Annotated in this window: 12 protein-coding genes, 1 other RNA gene and 1 pseudogene; 6 read left to right on the top strand and 8 right to left on the bottom strand. The window is 74.3% G+C overall.

The genetic code is table 11. The features are described from left to right. Window positions 1-77: 77 nt before the first annotated feature. From rnpB to OG946_RS08855, 3 genes and pseudogenes are all read right to left on the bottom strand, one after another. Window positions 78-479: RNase P RNA component class A (rnpB, locus tag OG946_RS08865), an RNA gene on the bottom strand. 158 nt (window positions 480-637) lie between these two features. Next, window positions 638-1354: pseudogene (locus OG946_RS36050) on the bottom strand (DMT family transporter); the annotation flags it as partial. A 121-nt stretch (window positions 1355-1475) separates the two neighbouring features. Next, complete coding sequence (locus OG946_RS08855) at window positions 1476-2306, bottom strand: helix-turn-helix domain-containing protein (protein ID WP_326795579.1); 831 nt, start codon at window positions 2304-2306, stop codon at window positions 1476-1478. A gap of 68 nt (window positions 2307-2374) precedes the next feature. On the opposite strand from OG946_RS08855, the gene OG946_RS08850 reads away from it, so the two are divergent. Both OG946_RS08850 and OG946_RS08845 read left to right on the top strand, forming a co-directional pair. Beyond that, complete coding sequence (locus OG946_RS08850; RefSeq protein ID WP_326795578.1) at window positions 2375-3847, top strand: pyridoxal-dependent decarboxylase; 1473 nt, start codon at window positions 2375-2377, stop codon at window positions 3845-3847. A gap of 100 nt (window positions 3848-3947) precedes the next feature. Beyond that, window positions 3948-4826 carry a MerR family transcriptional regulator gene (locus OG946_RS08845; RefSeq protein ID WP_326795577.1) on the top strand — a complete coding sequence of 293 codons (879 nt, stop codon included), beginning with the start codon at window positions 3948-3950 and terminating at the stop codon, window positions 4824-4826. An 898-nt stretch (window positions 4827-5724) separates the two neighbouring features. On the opposite strand, the gene OG946_RS08840 is transcribed toward OG946_RS08845, so the two are convergent. Continuing rightward, window positions 5725-7419 carry an RNB domain-containing ribonuclease gene (locus OG946_RS08840; protein WP_326795576.1) on the bottom strand — a complete coding sequence of 565 codons (1695 nt, stop codon included), beginning with the start codon at window positions 7417-7419 and terminating at the stop codon, window positions 5725-5727. Window positions 7420-7590: 171 nt separating this feature from the next. Between OG946_RS08840 and OG946_RS08835 the strand changes: the two genes are divergently transcribed. Then, window positions 7591-9123: an arylsulfotransferase family protein gene (locus OG946_RS08835; RefSeq protein ID WP_326795575.1), complete on the top strand. Its 1533-nt coding sequence runs from the start codon at window positions 7591-7593 to the stop codon at window positions 9121-9123. 19 nt (window positions 9124-9142) lie between these two features. Here OG946_RS08835 and OG946_RS08830 read toward each other — a convergent pair whose 3' ends face one another. Continuing rightward, window positions 9143-9685 (bottom strand): MOSC domain-containing protein, encoded by a 543-nt coding sequence (locus OG946_RS08830; RefSeq protein ID WP_326795574.1) that lies wholly within the window; start codon window positions 9683-9685, stop codon window positions 9143-9145. 141 nt (window positions 9686-9826) lie between these two features. On the opposite strand from OG946_RS08830, the gene leuE reads away from it, so the two are divergent. Then, on the top strand, window positions 9827-10498 hold the full coding sequence (gene leuE, locus OG946_RS08825; protein WP_326795573.1) for a leucine efflux protein LeuE: 672 nt from the start codon (window positions 9827-9829) through the stop codon (window positions 10496-10498). 149 nt (window positions 10499-10647) lie between these two features. Here the strand turns inward: leuE and OG946_RS08820 are convergent, their stop codons facing one another. Together OG946_RS08820 and OG946_RS08815 are read right to left on the bottom strand one after the other, a co-directional pair. After that, window positions 10648-11805 carry a beta-1,3-glucanase family protein gene (locus OG946_RS08820; protein ID WP_326795572.1) on the bottom strand — a complete coding sequence of 386 codons (1158 nt, stop codon included), beginning with the start codon at window positions 11803-11805 and terminating at the stop codon, window positions 10648-10650. Then, window positions 11802-12767, bottom strand: coding sequence for a glycoside hydrolase family 16 protein (locus OG946_RS08815; protein WP_326795571.1), 966 nt, complete (start codon window positions 12765-12767; stop codon window positions 11802-11804). The genes OG946_RS08820 and OG946_RS08815 overlap by 4 nt, the downstream gene beginning before the upstream one ends. A 144-nt stretch (window positions 12768-12911) precedes the next feature. Between OG946_RS08815 and OG946_RS08810 the strand changes: the two genes are divergently transcribed. Next, window positions 12912-13943, top strand: coding sequence for a LacI family DNA-binding transcriptional regulator (locus OG946_RS08810; RefSeq protein WP_326795570.1), 1032 nt, complete (start codon window positions 12912-12914; stop codon window positions 13941-13943). Between the two features lie 60 nt (window positions 13944-14003). On the opposite strand, the gene OG946_RS08805 is transcribed toward OG946_RS08810, so the two are convergent. Continuing rightward, the gene (locus tag OG946_RS08805) at window positions 14004-14477 is read right to left on the bottom strand and encodes a DUF3574 domain-containing protein (protein ID WP_326795569.1); all 474 of its coding nucleotides are present in this window, start codon (window positions 14475-14477) and stop codon (window positions 14004-14006) included. A gap of 145 nt (window positions 14478-14622) precedes the next feature. On the opposite strand from OG946_RS08805, the gene OG946_RS08800 reads away from it, so the two are divergent. Beyond that, a complete protein-coding gene (locus OG946_RS08800; RefSeq protein WP_326795568.1) occupies window positions 14623-15837 on the top strand; it encodes a hypothetical protein in 1215 nt (404 codons plus the stop codon). Window positions 15838-15935 lie beyond the last annotated feature (98 nt).

Genomic DNA, 15935 nt, shown 5'->3' with positions numbered 1-15935 from the left:
GCAGGTAGAGACGTTACGTATCTTGGTGTGGAAAGCGGCCCTGATCCTGGTAAACACCCAGGTCAGGGCCGTAAAGGCGGACGAGTCGGCCTGTACGCCGGGTTCTGTCTCCCGAGGGCCTTGCGGCCGCCGGGGAGGCGGTCATCCATCTGGGACCGGTGTTGCCACCGGCCTCGTGCGGTCTACCCGCGGACTCGGGCGGGCCGCCCTCCATCGTCCGCGCAGGGTCGCTTCCGCGGCCCCTCTTGACCTTGCTCCGGGTGGGGTTTACCTAGCCGCCCGGGTCACCCCGGGCGCTGGTGGTCTCTTACACCGCCGTTTCACCCTTACCGGGAGCTGTGCGCCCCCGGCGGTCTGTTTTCTGTGGCACTGTCCCGCGGGTCACCCCGGGTGGGCGTTACCCACCACCCTGCCCTGTGGAGCCCGGACGTTCCTCGGCGATCCCTGGGTGGGACCGACGCGACCGCCCGGCCGGCTCGTCCGCCGTACGGCCCATGTTAGTCGCAGCGACGGTCTCCTCGCCGCCGCCCGGGTCCGCGCCCGAGGCCGGGCCCGCGCGCCCGCCCGCGGCAGCGGTGGCCAGGAAGGAGCCGGCCAGGATGAGGACGAAGGCCGCGCCGATGGAGCCCGTCAGCGGTTCGTCGAGGAACGCGACGCCCGCCGCGACCGCGACCGCCGGGTTGATGTACGTGAAGACCACCGCCCGCGTCGGTCCCACCTCGCGGATCAGCTCCAGGAAGACCACGAACGCCAGCGCCGTGCACAGCACCCCCAGGCCCACGAGCGACGCCAGCACCTTGCCCGACGGCGTCGTGTCCGGCCAGGTGGCGATCCCGGCGGGGGCGTAGACGATCGCGGCCAGCAGCAGGCAGGGCGCGATGAGCTGCAGCGTCGGTACGTCCTTCAGCCGGCGGGCGATGATCAGCGGGGCGGTGGCGTAGCCGAGGGCGGTGAGCATGACCTCCGTGATCGCCCACGCCGAGCCGCCGCTCAACTCCGGCGCCGCCAGCACCGCGACGCCCGCCAGGCCAAGACCGAGGCCCAGCCAGCGGCGGCGGCCCAGGCGCTCCTCGTCGCCGAGGAGGCGGGCGAGGATCACGCCGATCGTCGGCACGGCGGCGATCAGCAGGCCGGCCATGGCGCTGGACAGTTGGCGTTCGGCGTCGGTCAGGGTCCACCACGGGCCGATGATCTCGATGCAGGCGAACGCCAGCATCGGCGCCCAGTGCGTCCGTACGGTACGGACCAGCCCCCCGCCGCGCAGCGCGAGCGGCAGCAGGACGAGCGCGCCCAGCGCGCACCGTACGAAGACGACCCCCGACGGCGACACCGCGTCCACCGCCACCTTGATCATCAGATACGGGACTCCCCAGATGACGCCCATGAGGAGGAACAGGACCCAGCCGCGTGCAGTCATGCCGTCCAGCCTCCGGGGGCGGAAGCACCGCTGTCTTGAATGCCGTTGCGGGCCGCCGCTACGTCCGTACGCTCCTGCTGTACGCCGCCGGCGTCGCCCCCAGCACCCGCCGGAACCACCTCGTCAGATGCGCCTGGTCCGCGAACCCCACCAGCCCCGCCACCTCCGCCGGCCGGTGCCCCGCCTCCAGCAGCCCGCGCGCCCGCTCCACCCGGTGCTGCGCCAGCCAGGCGTACGGGGGCATGCCCATGGTGTCCCGGAACGCCCGCAGTACCTGGTACCGGGAGAGCCCGAGGTCGCAGCCGATCGCCGCCAGCGAGGGCGGGTCCGTCAGCTCGTCCGCCAGCCGGTCCCGTACCGCACGGGCCACGCCGCTCCCCAGCGCCGCGGTGGCCGCCGGGCGGGCGCGGCCGTGCCGGCGGGCCAGCGCCGCGAGCAGCCACGGCAGCCGCGACTCCGCCTCCAACGGCTCGGCGCCGCGGTCGACCGCGACGTGCGCGGCGCGCAGCGCGGCGGCCAGGGGCGGGTCGTCGATGACGGGCTCGGCGAAGTGCGCGTCCGTGCAGGCGCCGTCGGTCAGCAGCGCCATGGAGGGGTAGAACGCGCGGTACGCGTACCCCTCGTCGCCCGCCGGGCCGCCGGTGTGCGCCTCGCCGGGGCCGAGGACGACGATGCTGCCGGGCCGGGCCCCGATCCGCTCGCCGCGGTAGTCGATGACCTCGGCGCCGTCCGTGCACACCCCGACGGCGAACTCGTGGTGGGCGTGCGGCGCGTAGCGGTGGGCGGTGAAGCACGCCGTCATCAGGTACAGGGACTGGCCCGCGCCGAGCGGCGTCCGCGTCCAGCGCGCGTACTCCCCGGGGCTCCGTCCGCCCCCCTCGCCGCTCATGCGTCGCATTGTGCGCGATGCCGTACGCCCCTTGCCAGCGGGATTCCGCGGCTGCCTACGATGCGCGGATGTCGCAGCGAGATCTGTCCCCAGAAGAGTTCCGCGAGCTCGGCCACGCCTACGTCGACTGGATCGCCGGCTACCGCGCCCGCGTCGGCGACCTGCCGGTGCTCCCCGGCGTCGAGCCCGGCTGGGTGCGCGAGCGGCTCCCGGCGAAGCTGCCGGAGGAGGGCGAGCCGCTGACCGAGGTGCTGGCGGACATGGACCGCATCGTGGTGCCCGGCTCCACGCACTGGCAGCACCCCGGCTTCTTCGCGTACTTCCCCGCGAACGCCTCCCTCGCCTCGCTCCTCGGCGACATGCTCTCCACCGGCCTCGGCTCCCAGGGCATGCTCTGGTCGACGTCCCCGGCCTGTACGGAGCTGGAGCAGCACCTGCTCGACCAGCTCGCCGACGCCACCGGACTGCCCGCCGAGTTCACCTTCGCCGGCGGTGGCGGCGGTGTCATCCAGGACTCGGCGTCCTCGTCCTCGCTGGTCGCGCTGCTCGCCGCGCTGCACCGCACCTCCGGCGGCGCCTGGCGGACGGCGGGCCGGGACGGGCGCGAGGTGCTGTACGTCTCGGCGCACACCCACTCCTCGCTGGAGAAGGCGGCGATCGCCGCGGGGCTGGGGGCTGACGCGGTACGGATCGTGCCGCCCGGCAGCGGCGACGGCCAGACGATGGCGCCCGGCGCGCTCGCCGCCGCCGTACGCGAGGACCTGGCGGCCGGCCGCCGCCCGGTGATGGTGTGCGCCACGATCGGCACCACCGGCACCGGCGCCGTCGACCCGGTGCGCGAGATCGCCGCGGTCTGCGCCGAGTACGGCATCTGGCTGCACGTCGACGCCGCGTGGGCCGGCGCCGCCGCGTTCTGCCCCGAGCACCGCGGGCTCTTCGACGGCGCCGGGCTGGCCGATTCGTACAGCACCGACGGGCACAAGTGGCTGCTCACCGCCTTCGACTGCAATCTCTTCTGGACCCGCGACACCGCCACCCTCGTCGGCGCCCTGACCGTGCTGCCGGAGTACCTGCGCAACGCCGCCAGCGAGTCCGGCGCCGTCGTCGACTACCGCGACTGGCACCTGCCGCTGGGCCGCCGCTTCCGTGCGCTGAAGCTGTGGACGGTGCTGCGCCGCTTCGGCCTCGCCGGCATACGGGACCACGTGCGGCGGCACGTCGGGCTGGCTGCGGAGCTGGAGTCGTGGGCGGCGGCCGACCCGCGCTTCGCGCTGGGGGTGCCGCGGAGCCTGGCGCTCGTGTGCCTGTACGTCGTCACCGGCCGCGGGACCGACGCCGACAACGCCGCGACGAAGGCCGTGCTGGAGCGGATCAACGCGGGCGGGCGCTCGTACGTCACCCACACCGTGGTCGAAGGACGCTATCTGCTGCGGGTCGCGGTCGGCGGGCTGGAGACCGAGGAGCGGCACGTACGGGTGCTGTGGGACGACCTGTGCGCCGCGGCGGACGCGGTGACCGGCGCGGACGCGGCGACCGGATGACCCGCGCGGACGCGGGGGAGCCGGGCGGCACCGCCCGACCGGCCGGCGGCCCCGTCCCGTCGCTTGACCTTGTCGCGACGTCAACGTTTCTACTGAGGTCATGCGAATCGGAGAGCTCGCCGCGCTCGCCGGGGTCACGACCCGTACCGTGCGGCATTACCACCGCATCGGGCTGCTGCCCGAGCCCGCCCGCCGGGCCAACGGCTACCGCGTCTACACCCTGCGCGACGCCGTCGAGCTGGCCCGCGTCCGCCGCCTGACCGAGCTGGGCCTCAGCCTGGACGAGGTCCGCGACGCGCTCGCCGACGACATCGGCAAGGAGCTGCACGAGATCCTCGCCGAGCTGGACGCCGACCTCGCCCGGCAGGAGGGCGCCATCCGGCAGCGCCGCGCCCGCCTCGCCGAGCTGCTGCGGTACGCGGAGGGCGGCGGGCTGACCGCCGAGGGCCCGGTGTCGCCGGAGCTGGCGGCGGTGTTCGCGGACATGTCCCGCACCTCCGCCCGGCTCGGCGTCCCGGAGCCGGCGAGCGCCGCGAAGGAGCGGGAGCTGCTGGCGCTGCTGGACAGCACCGCGGACGACGCGCACCGGGGCTGGCTCGACGCGCTGCTGCACGCGCTCAGCGCCGACCCGGACGCGATGACGCGCGCGTACGAGATCTACGCCCGGCTCGACGAGCTGGCCGACGCCGAGGCCACGGACCCGCGCGTCGACGTGCTGGCGCGGGACGTCGTGGCCGTCCTGCCGGAAGAGGCGCTGGCGCTGATGACCGGGGGGCCCGCCGCGGCCGGTACCGCCGCGGCGGAGGACGGCGACGACGGCCGGGAAGCCTTCGCGGAGGTGTTCTTCGCGGACTTCCCCCCGGCGCAGGCCGAGGTCATGCGCCGGGCGATGGCCCTGCTCGAAGAGCGGACGGGCGGGGCCGGCGAGGCGGGCGGGGCCGGGCGCGCGGACCGGCGGCGCGGGGAGAGTGCGTCGTGAACGCGCTGCGCCGTACGGTCCGCTGGGCCCTGGCCTCGCTCGTACCCGGTGAGCTGGTGCTCGTGCTCTGCCTCGCCTCGGGCGTCCGCATCCCGGAGCCGGTGAAGCTCGCCGTCGAGGTGGCCGTCCTGCTGGTCACCGCGGCCCTGGTCACGCTGCTGGCCGCCGACTACCGCCGCCACCGCGGCGCCGGCCTCGCGCCCCGCGCCGCGGGTCTGGAAGCGGTACGGGACAGCGTCCCGGCCGCCGTGCGCAAGCTGACCGTGCACGAGGTGAAGCTGTTCACCGCCACCCTGCGCTGGCTCGCCCGCCGCCCGAAGCACGGGATCGGCCCCGGCGACACCGCCGTCCCGTACGCCTCCGGGCAGGCGTTCACGTTCTACGGCTTCCTCTTCGTCTCGGTCATCGAGACCGTGGCGCTCGCCCTCGTCATCCCCTGGCCGGTGGTGCACGCCGTCGTGCTGGTCCTCGACATCTGGGGCATCTACTTCATCCTCGCGCTCCAGGCGGCCTGCGTGGTCCGGCCGCACGTCGTCGGCGCGGACGGCTCGCTGCGCGTACGGTACGGGGTCCTGCTGGACATCCCCGTACCGGCCGAGCTGATCGCGAACGCCCGGGTGGACCGCCGCTTCCCCGACGGGGGCGGGCTGCTGCGGCTGGACGACGACGGCACGGCGCACCTCGCGGTCGGGGGGCAGACGTCGGTGACGGTCGAGCTGACGGAGCCGGTGGCGTTCGTACGGCCGCTGGGGAAGCCGGCGGAGGCGCGGGTGCTGCGGTTCTACGCGGACGACCCGCAGCCGGTGGTCGACGCCCTGCGCGCGGCGCGGGCGGCGCGCGAGGAGGCGGGGGAGCGGACGGAGAGGGAGGGGGAGCCCGGTGGTGCGCCGCTGCCCGCTCAGGGCTCGGGCGCGAAGCGCACCGGGGACACCCCGGGCTCCGCCGCCGTGAGCCGCACCCGTACGCGGTGGCCGAGCGGCAACGGCTCGCCGGGGGCGGGCCAGGCGCGGACAGGGGGCCCGGGGCCGTCCGCGGGCTCTGCGCCGTCCGCGGGCTCCGTGGAGTCGGCGGGTTCCGCGTAGCCGGCGGGCGGCACACCGGCAGCGGGTGCTTCACCGTCCGCGGGCGCCGAGGGTTCCGTGCCTTCCGGGCGTTCCGTGCCCTCGGCCGGTTGCGTGCCTTCCGCGGCCTCCCCGCCCTCCCCGGCCGCCGGGAACGCCGGGGCGCCCTCCGACTCCTCCGTGTCCACGCGGCCGATGACCGCCGGCTCGTAGAGCTGCACCGTTCCCCGCGTCGGGCGGCGCTCGTCCACCTCCACCACGTACCCGTCGAAGACCTCCCCGATCCGCCCGCTCATGAGCGCCGCCTCCACCAGGTCCACGCACTCCCGCTCCAGCCGCCCGGCCCGCTGTGCGCCCCGCACCATCAGCTCCGGGAGGCCGCCCAGCGCCTCGCGCACCCACTCCGGCGGCGGCTCGCCGGCCGCCGCCGCCACGCACAGCTCCAGGGCGTACCGGTCGGCCAGCCGCCGCAGCGGCGCCGTGCAGTGCGCGTACTCGTCGGCCACCGCGGCGTGCACCGCGTCCTGCCGCGCCGGCGGCTCGCCGTCGAAGACGGTGTACCCGGCGCCGTGCAGCAGCGTGGTGCAGTCCTGGAGGAACGCCGCGTGGTTGGCCATCTGCGGGTTGAGGGAGCGGAGCAGCTCGGGGTAGTCCAGGCCCTCGGGCCAGTCGATGTCCAGCGCCCTGGCGATCCGGTGCAGATACGTCAGGGCGCCGCGCCGCGCGGGCGGCAGCGTACGCAGGATGCCGGTGCCGGAGGCGAGCATCAGGTCCGCGGCGGCCATGCCGGTGAGCAAGGACACCTGTGCGTTCCAACTGTGCGCGGGCAGCTGGGCGCGGTACTCCAGCGTGTAGCGGCCGTCGCGCCGCACCACCTCCTGCTCCGGTACGCCCAGCGAGATCCCGCCGCGTTCGCGCTCCACCTCCTCGCGCAGCAGCCCGACGTCGCGCAGCAGCGCCACCGGCTCCTCCGCGGTGCCCTCGTCGATCGTCTGCTGGACGCCGCCGTAGTCGAGCCGCGCGCGGCTGCGCACCAGCGCGCGGGCGACCGTGGCCTCGGCGACCTGACCGCTGGAGTCCAGGTCGATCTCCCAGAGCAGCGCGGGGGTCGTCTGGTCGGGCAGCAGGCTGGCGGCGCCCTCGGAGAGCTGCCCGGGGTGCAGGGGGACGCGGGTGTCGGGGAAGTAGAGCGTCGTCACGCGGCGGTGGGCCTCGGCGTCGAGGGCCCCGCCGGGGGTCACGAAGGCGGCGACGTCGGCGAGGGCGTAGTGGATACGGAAGCCGCCGCCGCCCCGGCGGGCGACGTGGAGGGCCTGGTCCAGATCGCGGGAGCCGGGCGGGTCGACCGTGTAGAAGGGGATGTCGGTCGCGTCCCGCTCGGGCAGCCGGGGGGCCTTCGCGGTGCGGTCGGCCTCGGCGAGCACCTCGGGCGGGAACTCCGCGGGCACGTCCTCTGCGGCGCGCAGCCGGCGCAGGGCGGCGCGGAGCGGGGCGTCCTCGGCGTCGGCGGTGTGCAGGATGCGTTGGGGCACGCATATCAGCCTAATTCGGACGGGCGCCCCAGGCGCGCCACCGCGGCCGGAGCCGCCTCCCGCGCCCCAGGAGTGACCGCTCTGTCACCACGCGGTTGGTAGACGTGGAGGCCCCCCACCTCCGGGAGAGACATGCCCACCCCTCATGCATCCCGCCGTGTATCCCGTCATGTGTCCCGTCGGCTGTCGCGTACGTGCACCGCGATCATCCTCGGCGGTCTCGTCGCCACGCTTCCGCCCGCGGCCGCCGCGGAACAGGCCGTGGAACCCGCCGCGGCACCGGCCGCCATGCGCGGCGCGGCCGTACCCGCCGCCGAGGAGCCGCCCGAGCAGCAGCCCGCGGCCCTCGACGTGCTGGAGCGCCGCCCCGGCATGGGCGAGGGACTGCTGTTCGTCGGACCGCAGAAGAACCCCGGCCGGGTCGGGCCGCCCGGCGAGGAACCGCCGCCCGAGGCCGGCCGCGGACCCCAGATCGTCGACGACCGGGGCCGGCCCGTCTGGTACCACCGCATCCCGCAGAACGAGTACGTCGCCGACTTCCGCGTGCAGGAGTACCGCGGCCGTAAGGTCCTGACCTGGTGGCAGGGCAAGAGCGACAACGCGGGACTCGGCGAGGGCGTCGGCTACATCGCCGACGAGAACTACGACATCATCGCCACCGTCCGCTCCCCCGACCCGGAACAGAGCATCGACCTGCACGAGTTCCGGCTCACCCCGCAGGACACCGCCCTGGTCGTCAGCTACCAGCAACGGCCCTACGACCTCACCCCGGTCGGCGGCCCCGCGGACGGCGACGTGCTGGAGAGCGTCGTATGGGAGCTGGACCTCGCCACCGGCGAGCCGCTGCTGGAGTGGCGCAGCCTCGACCACGTACCGCTGCAGGAGTCCGACGAGCGGCCCTCAGGACGCGCCGGCACCCGCCCCTTCGACTACCTGCACACCAACTCCGTGTCCCTCGACACCGACGGCGACCTCCTCGTCTCCGCCGTCGGCACCAGCACCGTCTACAAGCTCGACCGGGAGACCGGCGAGATCGTCTGGCGGCTCGGCGGCAAGAACAGCGACTTCCGGCTCGGCGCGGGCGCGCGCACCATCGCCCAGCACGACGTCGTGGCCGTCGGCGACGGCACGTACCGCATGTTCGACAACCAGAACATGCACTCCGAGGGCTACGAGACCCGGGTCGCCTGGCTGCGCATCGACCCGCGCCGCGGCACCGCCGAGCTGGAGCGCCAGCTCGTGCACCCGGACCGCGTCTCCACCGCCGTCACCGGCGGCAGCCAGGGCCTGCCCAACGGCAACACCCTCGTCGGCTGGGGGTCCGCGGGCCGGATCTCGGAGTTCGACGCGGCCGGACGGCTGGTGTTCGACGCCGTCTTCCCCCAGGACTACAGCTCGTACCGCACCTACCGCGACGAGTGGGAGGGCGAGCCCGAGACCGCGCCGGAGGTACGGATCGACGGCGCGTCCGGCGACGCGCACGCGGTGTGGAACGGCGCCACGGAGGTCGCCGGCTGGCGGGTGCTGGCCGGCGATGCGCGGGACGGCCTGCGGCCCGTCGCCCGCGAGCCGTGGGACGGGCTCGACACGGACGTCGACCTGCCGGCGGACGCCTCGGACGCGGCCTACGTGCAGGCGGAGGCGCTGGACGCGGACGGCGAGGTGATCGGCGCGTCCGCGGTCACGGAGACCGGCGCGGCCTGAGGGCGTGCGAAGAGGGCGCTCAGACCTTCTCCAGCGGGCGGTGCGGCGCGTCCGGCAGCACCACGACGACCGGGTCTCCGGGACGTACCACGCCGCCCGTCAGCACCACGCTCATCACGCCCGCCTTGCGCACCACGGACCCCGCCGCGTCCCGGCCGACGACCTGCTTGAGCAGGCCGCTCTGGAAGTCGTCGATCTGGTGGCAAGGGTTGCGCAGCCCGGTGACCTCCACGACCGCCTCGGCACCGAGGTGCAGCAGCGTGCCCGTGGGCAGGCCGAGCAGGTCCACGCCGCGGGTGGTGACGTTCTCGCCGAGCTCCCCGGGGCGTACGGCGAAGCCCGCCTCGGCGACCTCGGCGAACAGCTCCTCGTGCATCAGGTGCACCTGCCGCAGGTTCGGCTGGGACGGGTCGCGGGCCATCCGGGAGCGGTGCCTGACCGTGACGCCGGCGTGCGCGTCGCCCTCGACGCCGAGGCCGGCGAGCAGGGTGATCGCCTCGCGGGCCGGCTTGTGGAAGGTGTACTCGCCGCTGCTGCAGACCGCTGTGACCGTGCCGTTCATGCCGTACGGGCCCCCTCCGCCGTGACCGGTGATCCGCTCACGAGCCTAACCGGCCGGTGTCCGGGACCGCCCCTGTCCGGCATGCGGGATTGCCCGATAATCGATTCGTCGGATCGGCGGGTACATGGCAGCCTGACCCGCATGCTTGGAGTCACGGATCTCTCGACGTACCTCGCCGGGCTCGCCCTGATCATCCTGCTCCCGGGCCCCAACTCCCTCTACGTCGTCTCCGTCGCCGCCCGCCGCGGCGCCCGGGCCGGCTACCGCGCGGCCGGCGGCGTGATGTGCGGCGACATGGTGCTCATGGTGCTCTCCGCGGGCGGCGTGGCCTCGCTGCTGCAGGCGAGCCCGACGGCGTTCGCCGTCGTCAAGTTCGCGGGCGCCGGGTATCTGACGTGGCTGGCGGTCGGGATGCTGCGCGGGGCGTGGCGGATGTGGCGCGAGCGCGAGGCGCGGGCCGTCGCGCGGGCGGAGGGGGAGGCCGCGCGCGCGGAGCCGGCGCGGGAGGAGATGGAGCGCCCGTACCGCCGGGCGTTCGTCGTCAGCCTGCTGAACCCGAAGGCGATCCTGTTCTTCGTCTCCTTCTTCGTGCAGTTCATCGACCCGGCGTACGCGCACCCGGAGCTGACGTTCGTCGTGCTGGCGGCGTGGGCGCAGTTGTTCAGCATCACGTACCTGACGGCCCTGATCTTCAGCGGTACGCACCTCGCCGCGCTCTTCCGCCGCAGGCGGCGGCTGACGGCGGGGATGTCGGCCGCGGCGGGGACGGCGTTCCTGGGCTTCGCGGCCAAGCTGTCGATGAGCAGCGCGTAACTTCCGCGCGTCCGCACGAGGGCGGTCGCGCGCCGCCGGCCGCGGGCTGCCCGGCCCTGACCACCGGACAGCCCCCGGCCTGCCGCGGTCCCCGCGGCCCCGCGGAAGCCGGCGGGCTCCCGCTCGCCCCCCGCCGGCTCCCGTGGGTGTCAGAAGGGCGTCAGCGTCAGCGTGAGCTGCTGCGGCGCCCGGTCCTCGATGTACGACGCGAAGCCGGACACGTCGTCGAAGGCGAACCCGTACGCCCGCCCGTCCTCCGACACTTCGTGCATCACCCGCGCGTAGTGGTTGGAGATGTCGGTGCCGTAGAAGGCGGACGCGTCGGTGACCGGCTGGTCGGCGTGGTCGCGCAGGGTGGTGCGGTTGAGCGCGGCGCCGAGGATGGCGGCGACGGGGCCCGTGGTGCCGTCGTTCGGGGCGGCGAGCTTGCCGTCGCAGAACAGCACGTCGCGGGTGGGCGGCCGGTCGAAGGCGACGTCGGCGGGGCCGGTGAAGGACAGCCGGTCGCCGGCGACGCGGCCGGTGAAGGTACCGGCGTTCGTGGTGACCTTCAGGTCCTTGCCCGCGTACGCCGACCAGACCTCGTCCACGTACCCGTCGAGATACGCGCCGTCGAACAGCCCGGTGTCCAGGCCGTGCCCGGGGGCGATGACCCGCAGCCCGTCCCCGTCCACCAGCCGGCCGAAGCCCTCGGTGCCCGCGAGGGTGTCGAACACCTTCTGCCGGGCGCCGTCCTTGAGCGTCCCGGTCGTCTGGTCGTCGGCGCCCGTCAGGTGGATGGACATCGGCACGCTGAACATGTCGACCATGGTGGTGTTGCAGAACATCCCCGCGTCGTTGAGCGTGAACTCCATGCAGTCGTGCACCACGGGGTAGTTGGGGTCGGTGGAAACCCATCCTGCGGGGTACGCGAGCGCCGCGTTGCCGGCGCCGTCGGTGACCGCCTTCATCTTCAGCTTGCCGCCGAGGGCCACGTAGAGGCGGCCGGACATGTTCGGCAGCGTGAGGCTCGTGTCGCCGCTGCCGGCGAAGGGGATGGCGTAGTCGGTGTAGCCGTCGGGGCCGTTGTCGCCGGCCTCGATGGGCGCGAGCGACCCGTCGGGCGTGAGGCGGACCTGCCGGCCGCCCTCGTTGCCGACGACGTAGATGCTGATCGAGGAGTTCTCGTACGCGCCCGTCTTGTTGACGACGGTCACGTCGAGGGCCGCGGCGGCGCCGCCCGCCCGCGCCGCGGAGAGCACCAGAGGTGTCCCCGCGGCGGCGGACGCGACGGCCAGACCACCCAGCAGCCTGCGTCGCGAGATCATTCGGCACCTCCGGACTGCTCGACGGACACGTAGTCGACGGTCATGGGCACGCCGGGCCGGGTGGCGTCGGTGGGGGTGGCGTGGCCGGCTACGCCGTCGGGGAAGGCGCCGCCCATGGCGACGTTGAGGAGGAGGAAGTGGCCGTGGTGGGCGAGGTTCGCCCAGGTCTCGGCCCCTACCTGGTCGGCGTTGACGGAGTGGTACTGCTGGCCGTCCACGTACCAGCGCAGCTCCTCGACGGGGCCGCTGCGGTCCAGCTCCAGGGCGTACTCGTGGAATCCTGACTGGCAACTGCCGCCCGGGCAGGCGCGGGAGGCGCCGAGGCCGTTGTTCTCGTTGCACGGGCCGCCGGGCGCGGTGCCGCAGTGCAGCACGCCCCAGACGCTGTCGACGCCGTTGACGTTCTCCATGATGTCGAACTCGCCGATGCCCGGCCAGTTCCAGTAGTTGCCGCGGTAGGCGTCGCCGAGGGTCCAGAACGCGGGCCAGTAGCCGAGGGCTTCGGCGCCGGTGACGTTCGGCATCTGGATCCGCGCCTCGATGCGCATCAGACCGCCGGCCGGGGCCTGGAAGTCGGTGCGCTGGGTCTCGATGCGGGCGGAGGTCCAGCCGCCGGAGCCGTTGCGGCGGGGGGTGATGGTGAGGTTGCCGTTGCCGTCCTTCTGGAGGTTCTCCGGGCTGTCGGTGTACGTCTGGATCTCGCCGGTGCCCCAGTTGGCGGGGCCGCCGGGATAGGACGTGCCGGTGTCGACGATCCAGTTCGCGGCGTCCGGCGGGGATCCTGCGGCGCCGTCGAAGTCGTCGCGGAAGACCTCGGCGAGGGGCGCCGGGTCGCTTGCCGCGTCCTCGCCGCCCGCGTCTTCGCCGGCCGTCGCGGAGGGCAGGGTCAGGGCGCTGACAGCGGCCATCGCCGCGACCGCGCCGAGCAGGCTCCTGCGCCACCGTATTCGTGTTGCGTGCATGTCTGGCTGCTCCTCGGGGTGTGGGGGGATGAGGAGGTTCTCCCCTGGGGATGCGCCTGTTTGAGAGCGCTCTCAGGTTGTGTTGAGGCACACTGCCGAGTGGGCGGGCTACTGTCAAGGCCCACCGGGTGAAGAGGAGTTGAGGTGTCCGGGAACCGCCCCACGCTGGAGGCCGTGGCCGCCCGCGCCGGAGTGTCGCGGGCCACGGTGTCGCGCGTGGTCAACGGCGGCGCGGGGGTGCGCGAGCCGCTGCGCGAGCGGGTGCACCGCGCCGTGGCCGAGCTGGGCTACGTACCGAACCAGGCCGCGCGCACGCTCGTCACCCGGCGCACCGGCGCGGTCGCCGTCGTCATCGCCGAGCCCGAGAGCCGGGTCTTCGCCGACCCGTTCTTCGCCCGGCAGTTGCGGGGGATCAGCGGGGCGCTGGCGGCGGCGGACACACAGTTGGTGCTGCTGTACGTCGCGGACCGGGCGGACTATCCGCGGATCGGCCGGTTCCTGGCCGGCGGGCACGTGGACGGCGCGCTGATGTTCTCGCTGCACCGCGACGACCCGTTGCCGGGCATGGCCGCGGCGGCGGGGCTGCCCGTCGTCTACGGCGGCCGGCCGGGCTGGCCGGGGGCGGCGGGGGAGCGGGGCCTGCTGTACGTCGACACGGACAACCGGGCGGGCGCGGAGCTGGCGGTACGGCATCTGCTGGGGCGGGGGCGGCGGCGGATCGGCCACATCGCGGGGCCGCTGGACCAGACGTCGGCGGTGGACCGGCTGGCGGGGTACCGGGCGGCGCTGGGGGTGAGCGGAGACGCCGCGGGCGGCCACGAGCTGGTCGCGGAGGGCGACTTCACCCCGGCCGGCGGCGAGCGCGCGATGGCGGACCTGCTGGCCCGCGCCCCGGACCTCGACGCCGTGTTCGCGGCCTCCGACCTGATGGCCACCGGTGCCCTGCGCACCCTGCGCGCCCACGGCCGCCGCGTTCCCGCGGACGTCGCGGTCGTCGGCTACGACGACCTGGACCCGGCGACCTGGACGGAGCCGCCGCTGACCACGGTGCACCAGGACGTCGAGGGGATGGGCGGCGTGATGGCGCGGCTGCTGCTGCGCAGCCTGGCGGGCGGGCAGGAGGAGCAGGAGCCGGTGGTGACGGCGCCGCGGCTGGTGGTGAGGGAGTCGGGCTGAGGGCGCGTAGGGAGGGCTTGGGACGGGGGGTGTGTCGGTGGGCCGCGGGGATGGCCCGGGTCAGAAGCCGGCGCGGGCGGGCTCGTCCACCCGGGCCACCGACTCCTGCGCGAACCGGGCCGTGTAGGCGTCGCGGATCTCCTCGATCCGGGCGTCCTGCTCCTGCGCCTCCGTCAGCGGGTAGAGCAGGTAGACCTCGTACGAGCGCTCCCGCTCGATGGTGCCCTGCCGGTCGCGGTACTGGCCGCGTACCTCGTCCACGGTGAGTCCCGCCGGGAAACGCGGGGTGACGACCTCGTCCACGAACGCGCGGAACTGCCGGTCGGTGACGTCCGGGCCGCCGTCGGGCCGTACCGTGCCGAACATCAGGTGCGTCTGCACGTACGGCGCCAGGTCCGCGGCCTGTGACAGGGCGACCGGCGGGGTGGGGTCGCCGTCCGCGAGGGCGGCGGGGGCGGTGGCCGCGGCGGCGCCGGCGAGGGCGGCGGCGAGTGCGAGGGCGGCGAGGCGAAGGCGTGGCTTCGTAAGGTTCACGACCGGGGAAACGATCATCGGGAGGGAAAGTTGCGCGGACGGGCCGGGGGCCTTTTGTTTGCCCGTTGTTCGGCTCGACCTCACTGACCGGTGGCCACGCCGTTGCAGAATCGAGGCCCTCCTCCGGAACACGAAAGGCCCTTCCATGCAGGGAGAGCGATTCACCGCGCCCACCCCACCGGGCACCAGACTGCTGCACATCGGCCCTCACAAGACGGGCACCACCGCCCTCCAGGCCGCCTTCCACCAGGCCCGCGACACCCTCAGGGAGCACGGCGTCGTCTATGCCGGGCCGGGCCGCCAGGCGAAGGACCCGGCGGTCGCGATCGCCAGGAAGGATCCGACGGCGGCGGAGCGGGAGCCCTGGGAGGCATTCTGCCGGGAGGCCGCGGAGGCGGGTGACCTGCGGTTCTTCGCGAGCAGCGAGTTCTTCGCGACGGCCTCCGCGGACGCGGCGCGGAGGGCGGTGAAGGAACTGGCGGGCGGGGGCGGCGCGGGCGGCGTGAATGGCGCGAGTGGCGTGCACGTGGTCGTGACGCTGCGGCCGCTGCGGAAGATCATGCCGTCGCACTGGCAGCAGTACGTCAAGCACGGGCTCTGCGAGTCGTACGAGACCTGGCTCGACGCCATGCTGCGCAAGCCGCCGTACGAGGAGCCGACGCCTGACTTCTGGCACCTGCAGCGGCACGACGAGCTGATCGAGCGCTGGGCGGAGGCCGCGGGTCCCGAGAACGTGACGGCGGTGGTCGTGGACGAGGCGCGGCCGTTGTGGCAGTTCCGCGTCTTCGAGCAGTTGCTGGACCTGCCCGATGAGGTGCTGCAGCCGCAGGAGAGCGGCGGGAACTCGTCGCTGACGCAGAGCGAGGCGGAGCTGCTGCTGCAGCTCAACCGCAAGCTGCGGGAGCGTAATTGGAGCACGTGGCGGCAGGGCAAGGTGATCCGCGAGGGCGTGGTCCCGCACCTGCAGTCGTACGAACCGGCGCCGGACGAGCCCCGCATCACGACTCCGGAGTGGGCGGAGACGGCGGTGGCGGAGGTGGCGGCACGCGTGACGGCGGGCATCGCGGCGTCGGGGGTCCGGGTGGTGGGGGACCTGGAGGCGCTGTCCCGGCGGCCCAGCACGCCGGTGGAGCCGGTGACGCCGACGGAGATCCCGACGGAGGCGGCGACGGAGGCGGTCCTGGGCGGAATACTGGCGTCGGCGGCCCTGGCGGCGAAGGCGTCCCCGCCGGACCCGGCCCCGGCACCGGAGGTGCCGGCGGCGCGGGGGGCGCTGGAGGATCGGCCGGTGCGGAATGTGCCGGTGAAGGACCTGGTCCGGGTGGTCGCCCGCAGGGCGGTACGCCGGATGCGGGGCTGAGGGCCGGGGTCTCGGGGGCGGAGCCCCCGTCCCCTTCCGTTCGACACGCCCATGCCGGAGCGTTTTCATGGAATCGCCGGGCTTCCCCGGTTCGTACC

Source organism: Streptomyces sp. NBC_01808 (genome assembly GCF_035917395.1).
GTDB lineage: Bacteria > Actinomycetota > Actinomycetes > Streptomycetales > Streptomycetaceae > Streptomyces.
The sequence above is the reverse complement of the archived record's forward strand: the minus strand, read 5'-3'. Positions and strand labels throughout refer to the sequence as shown.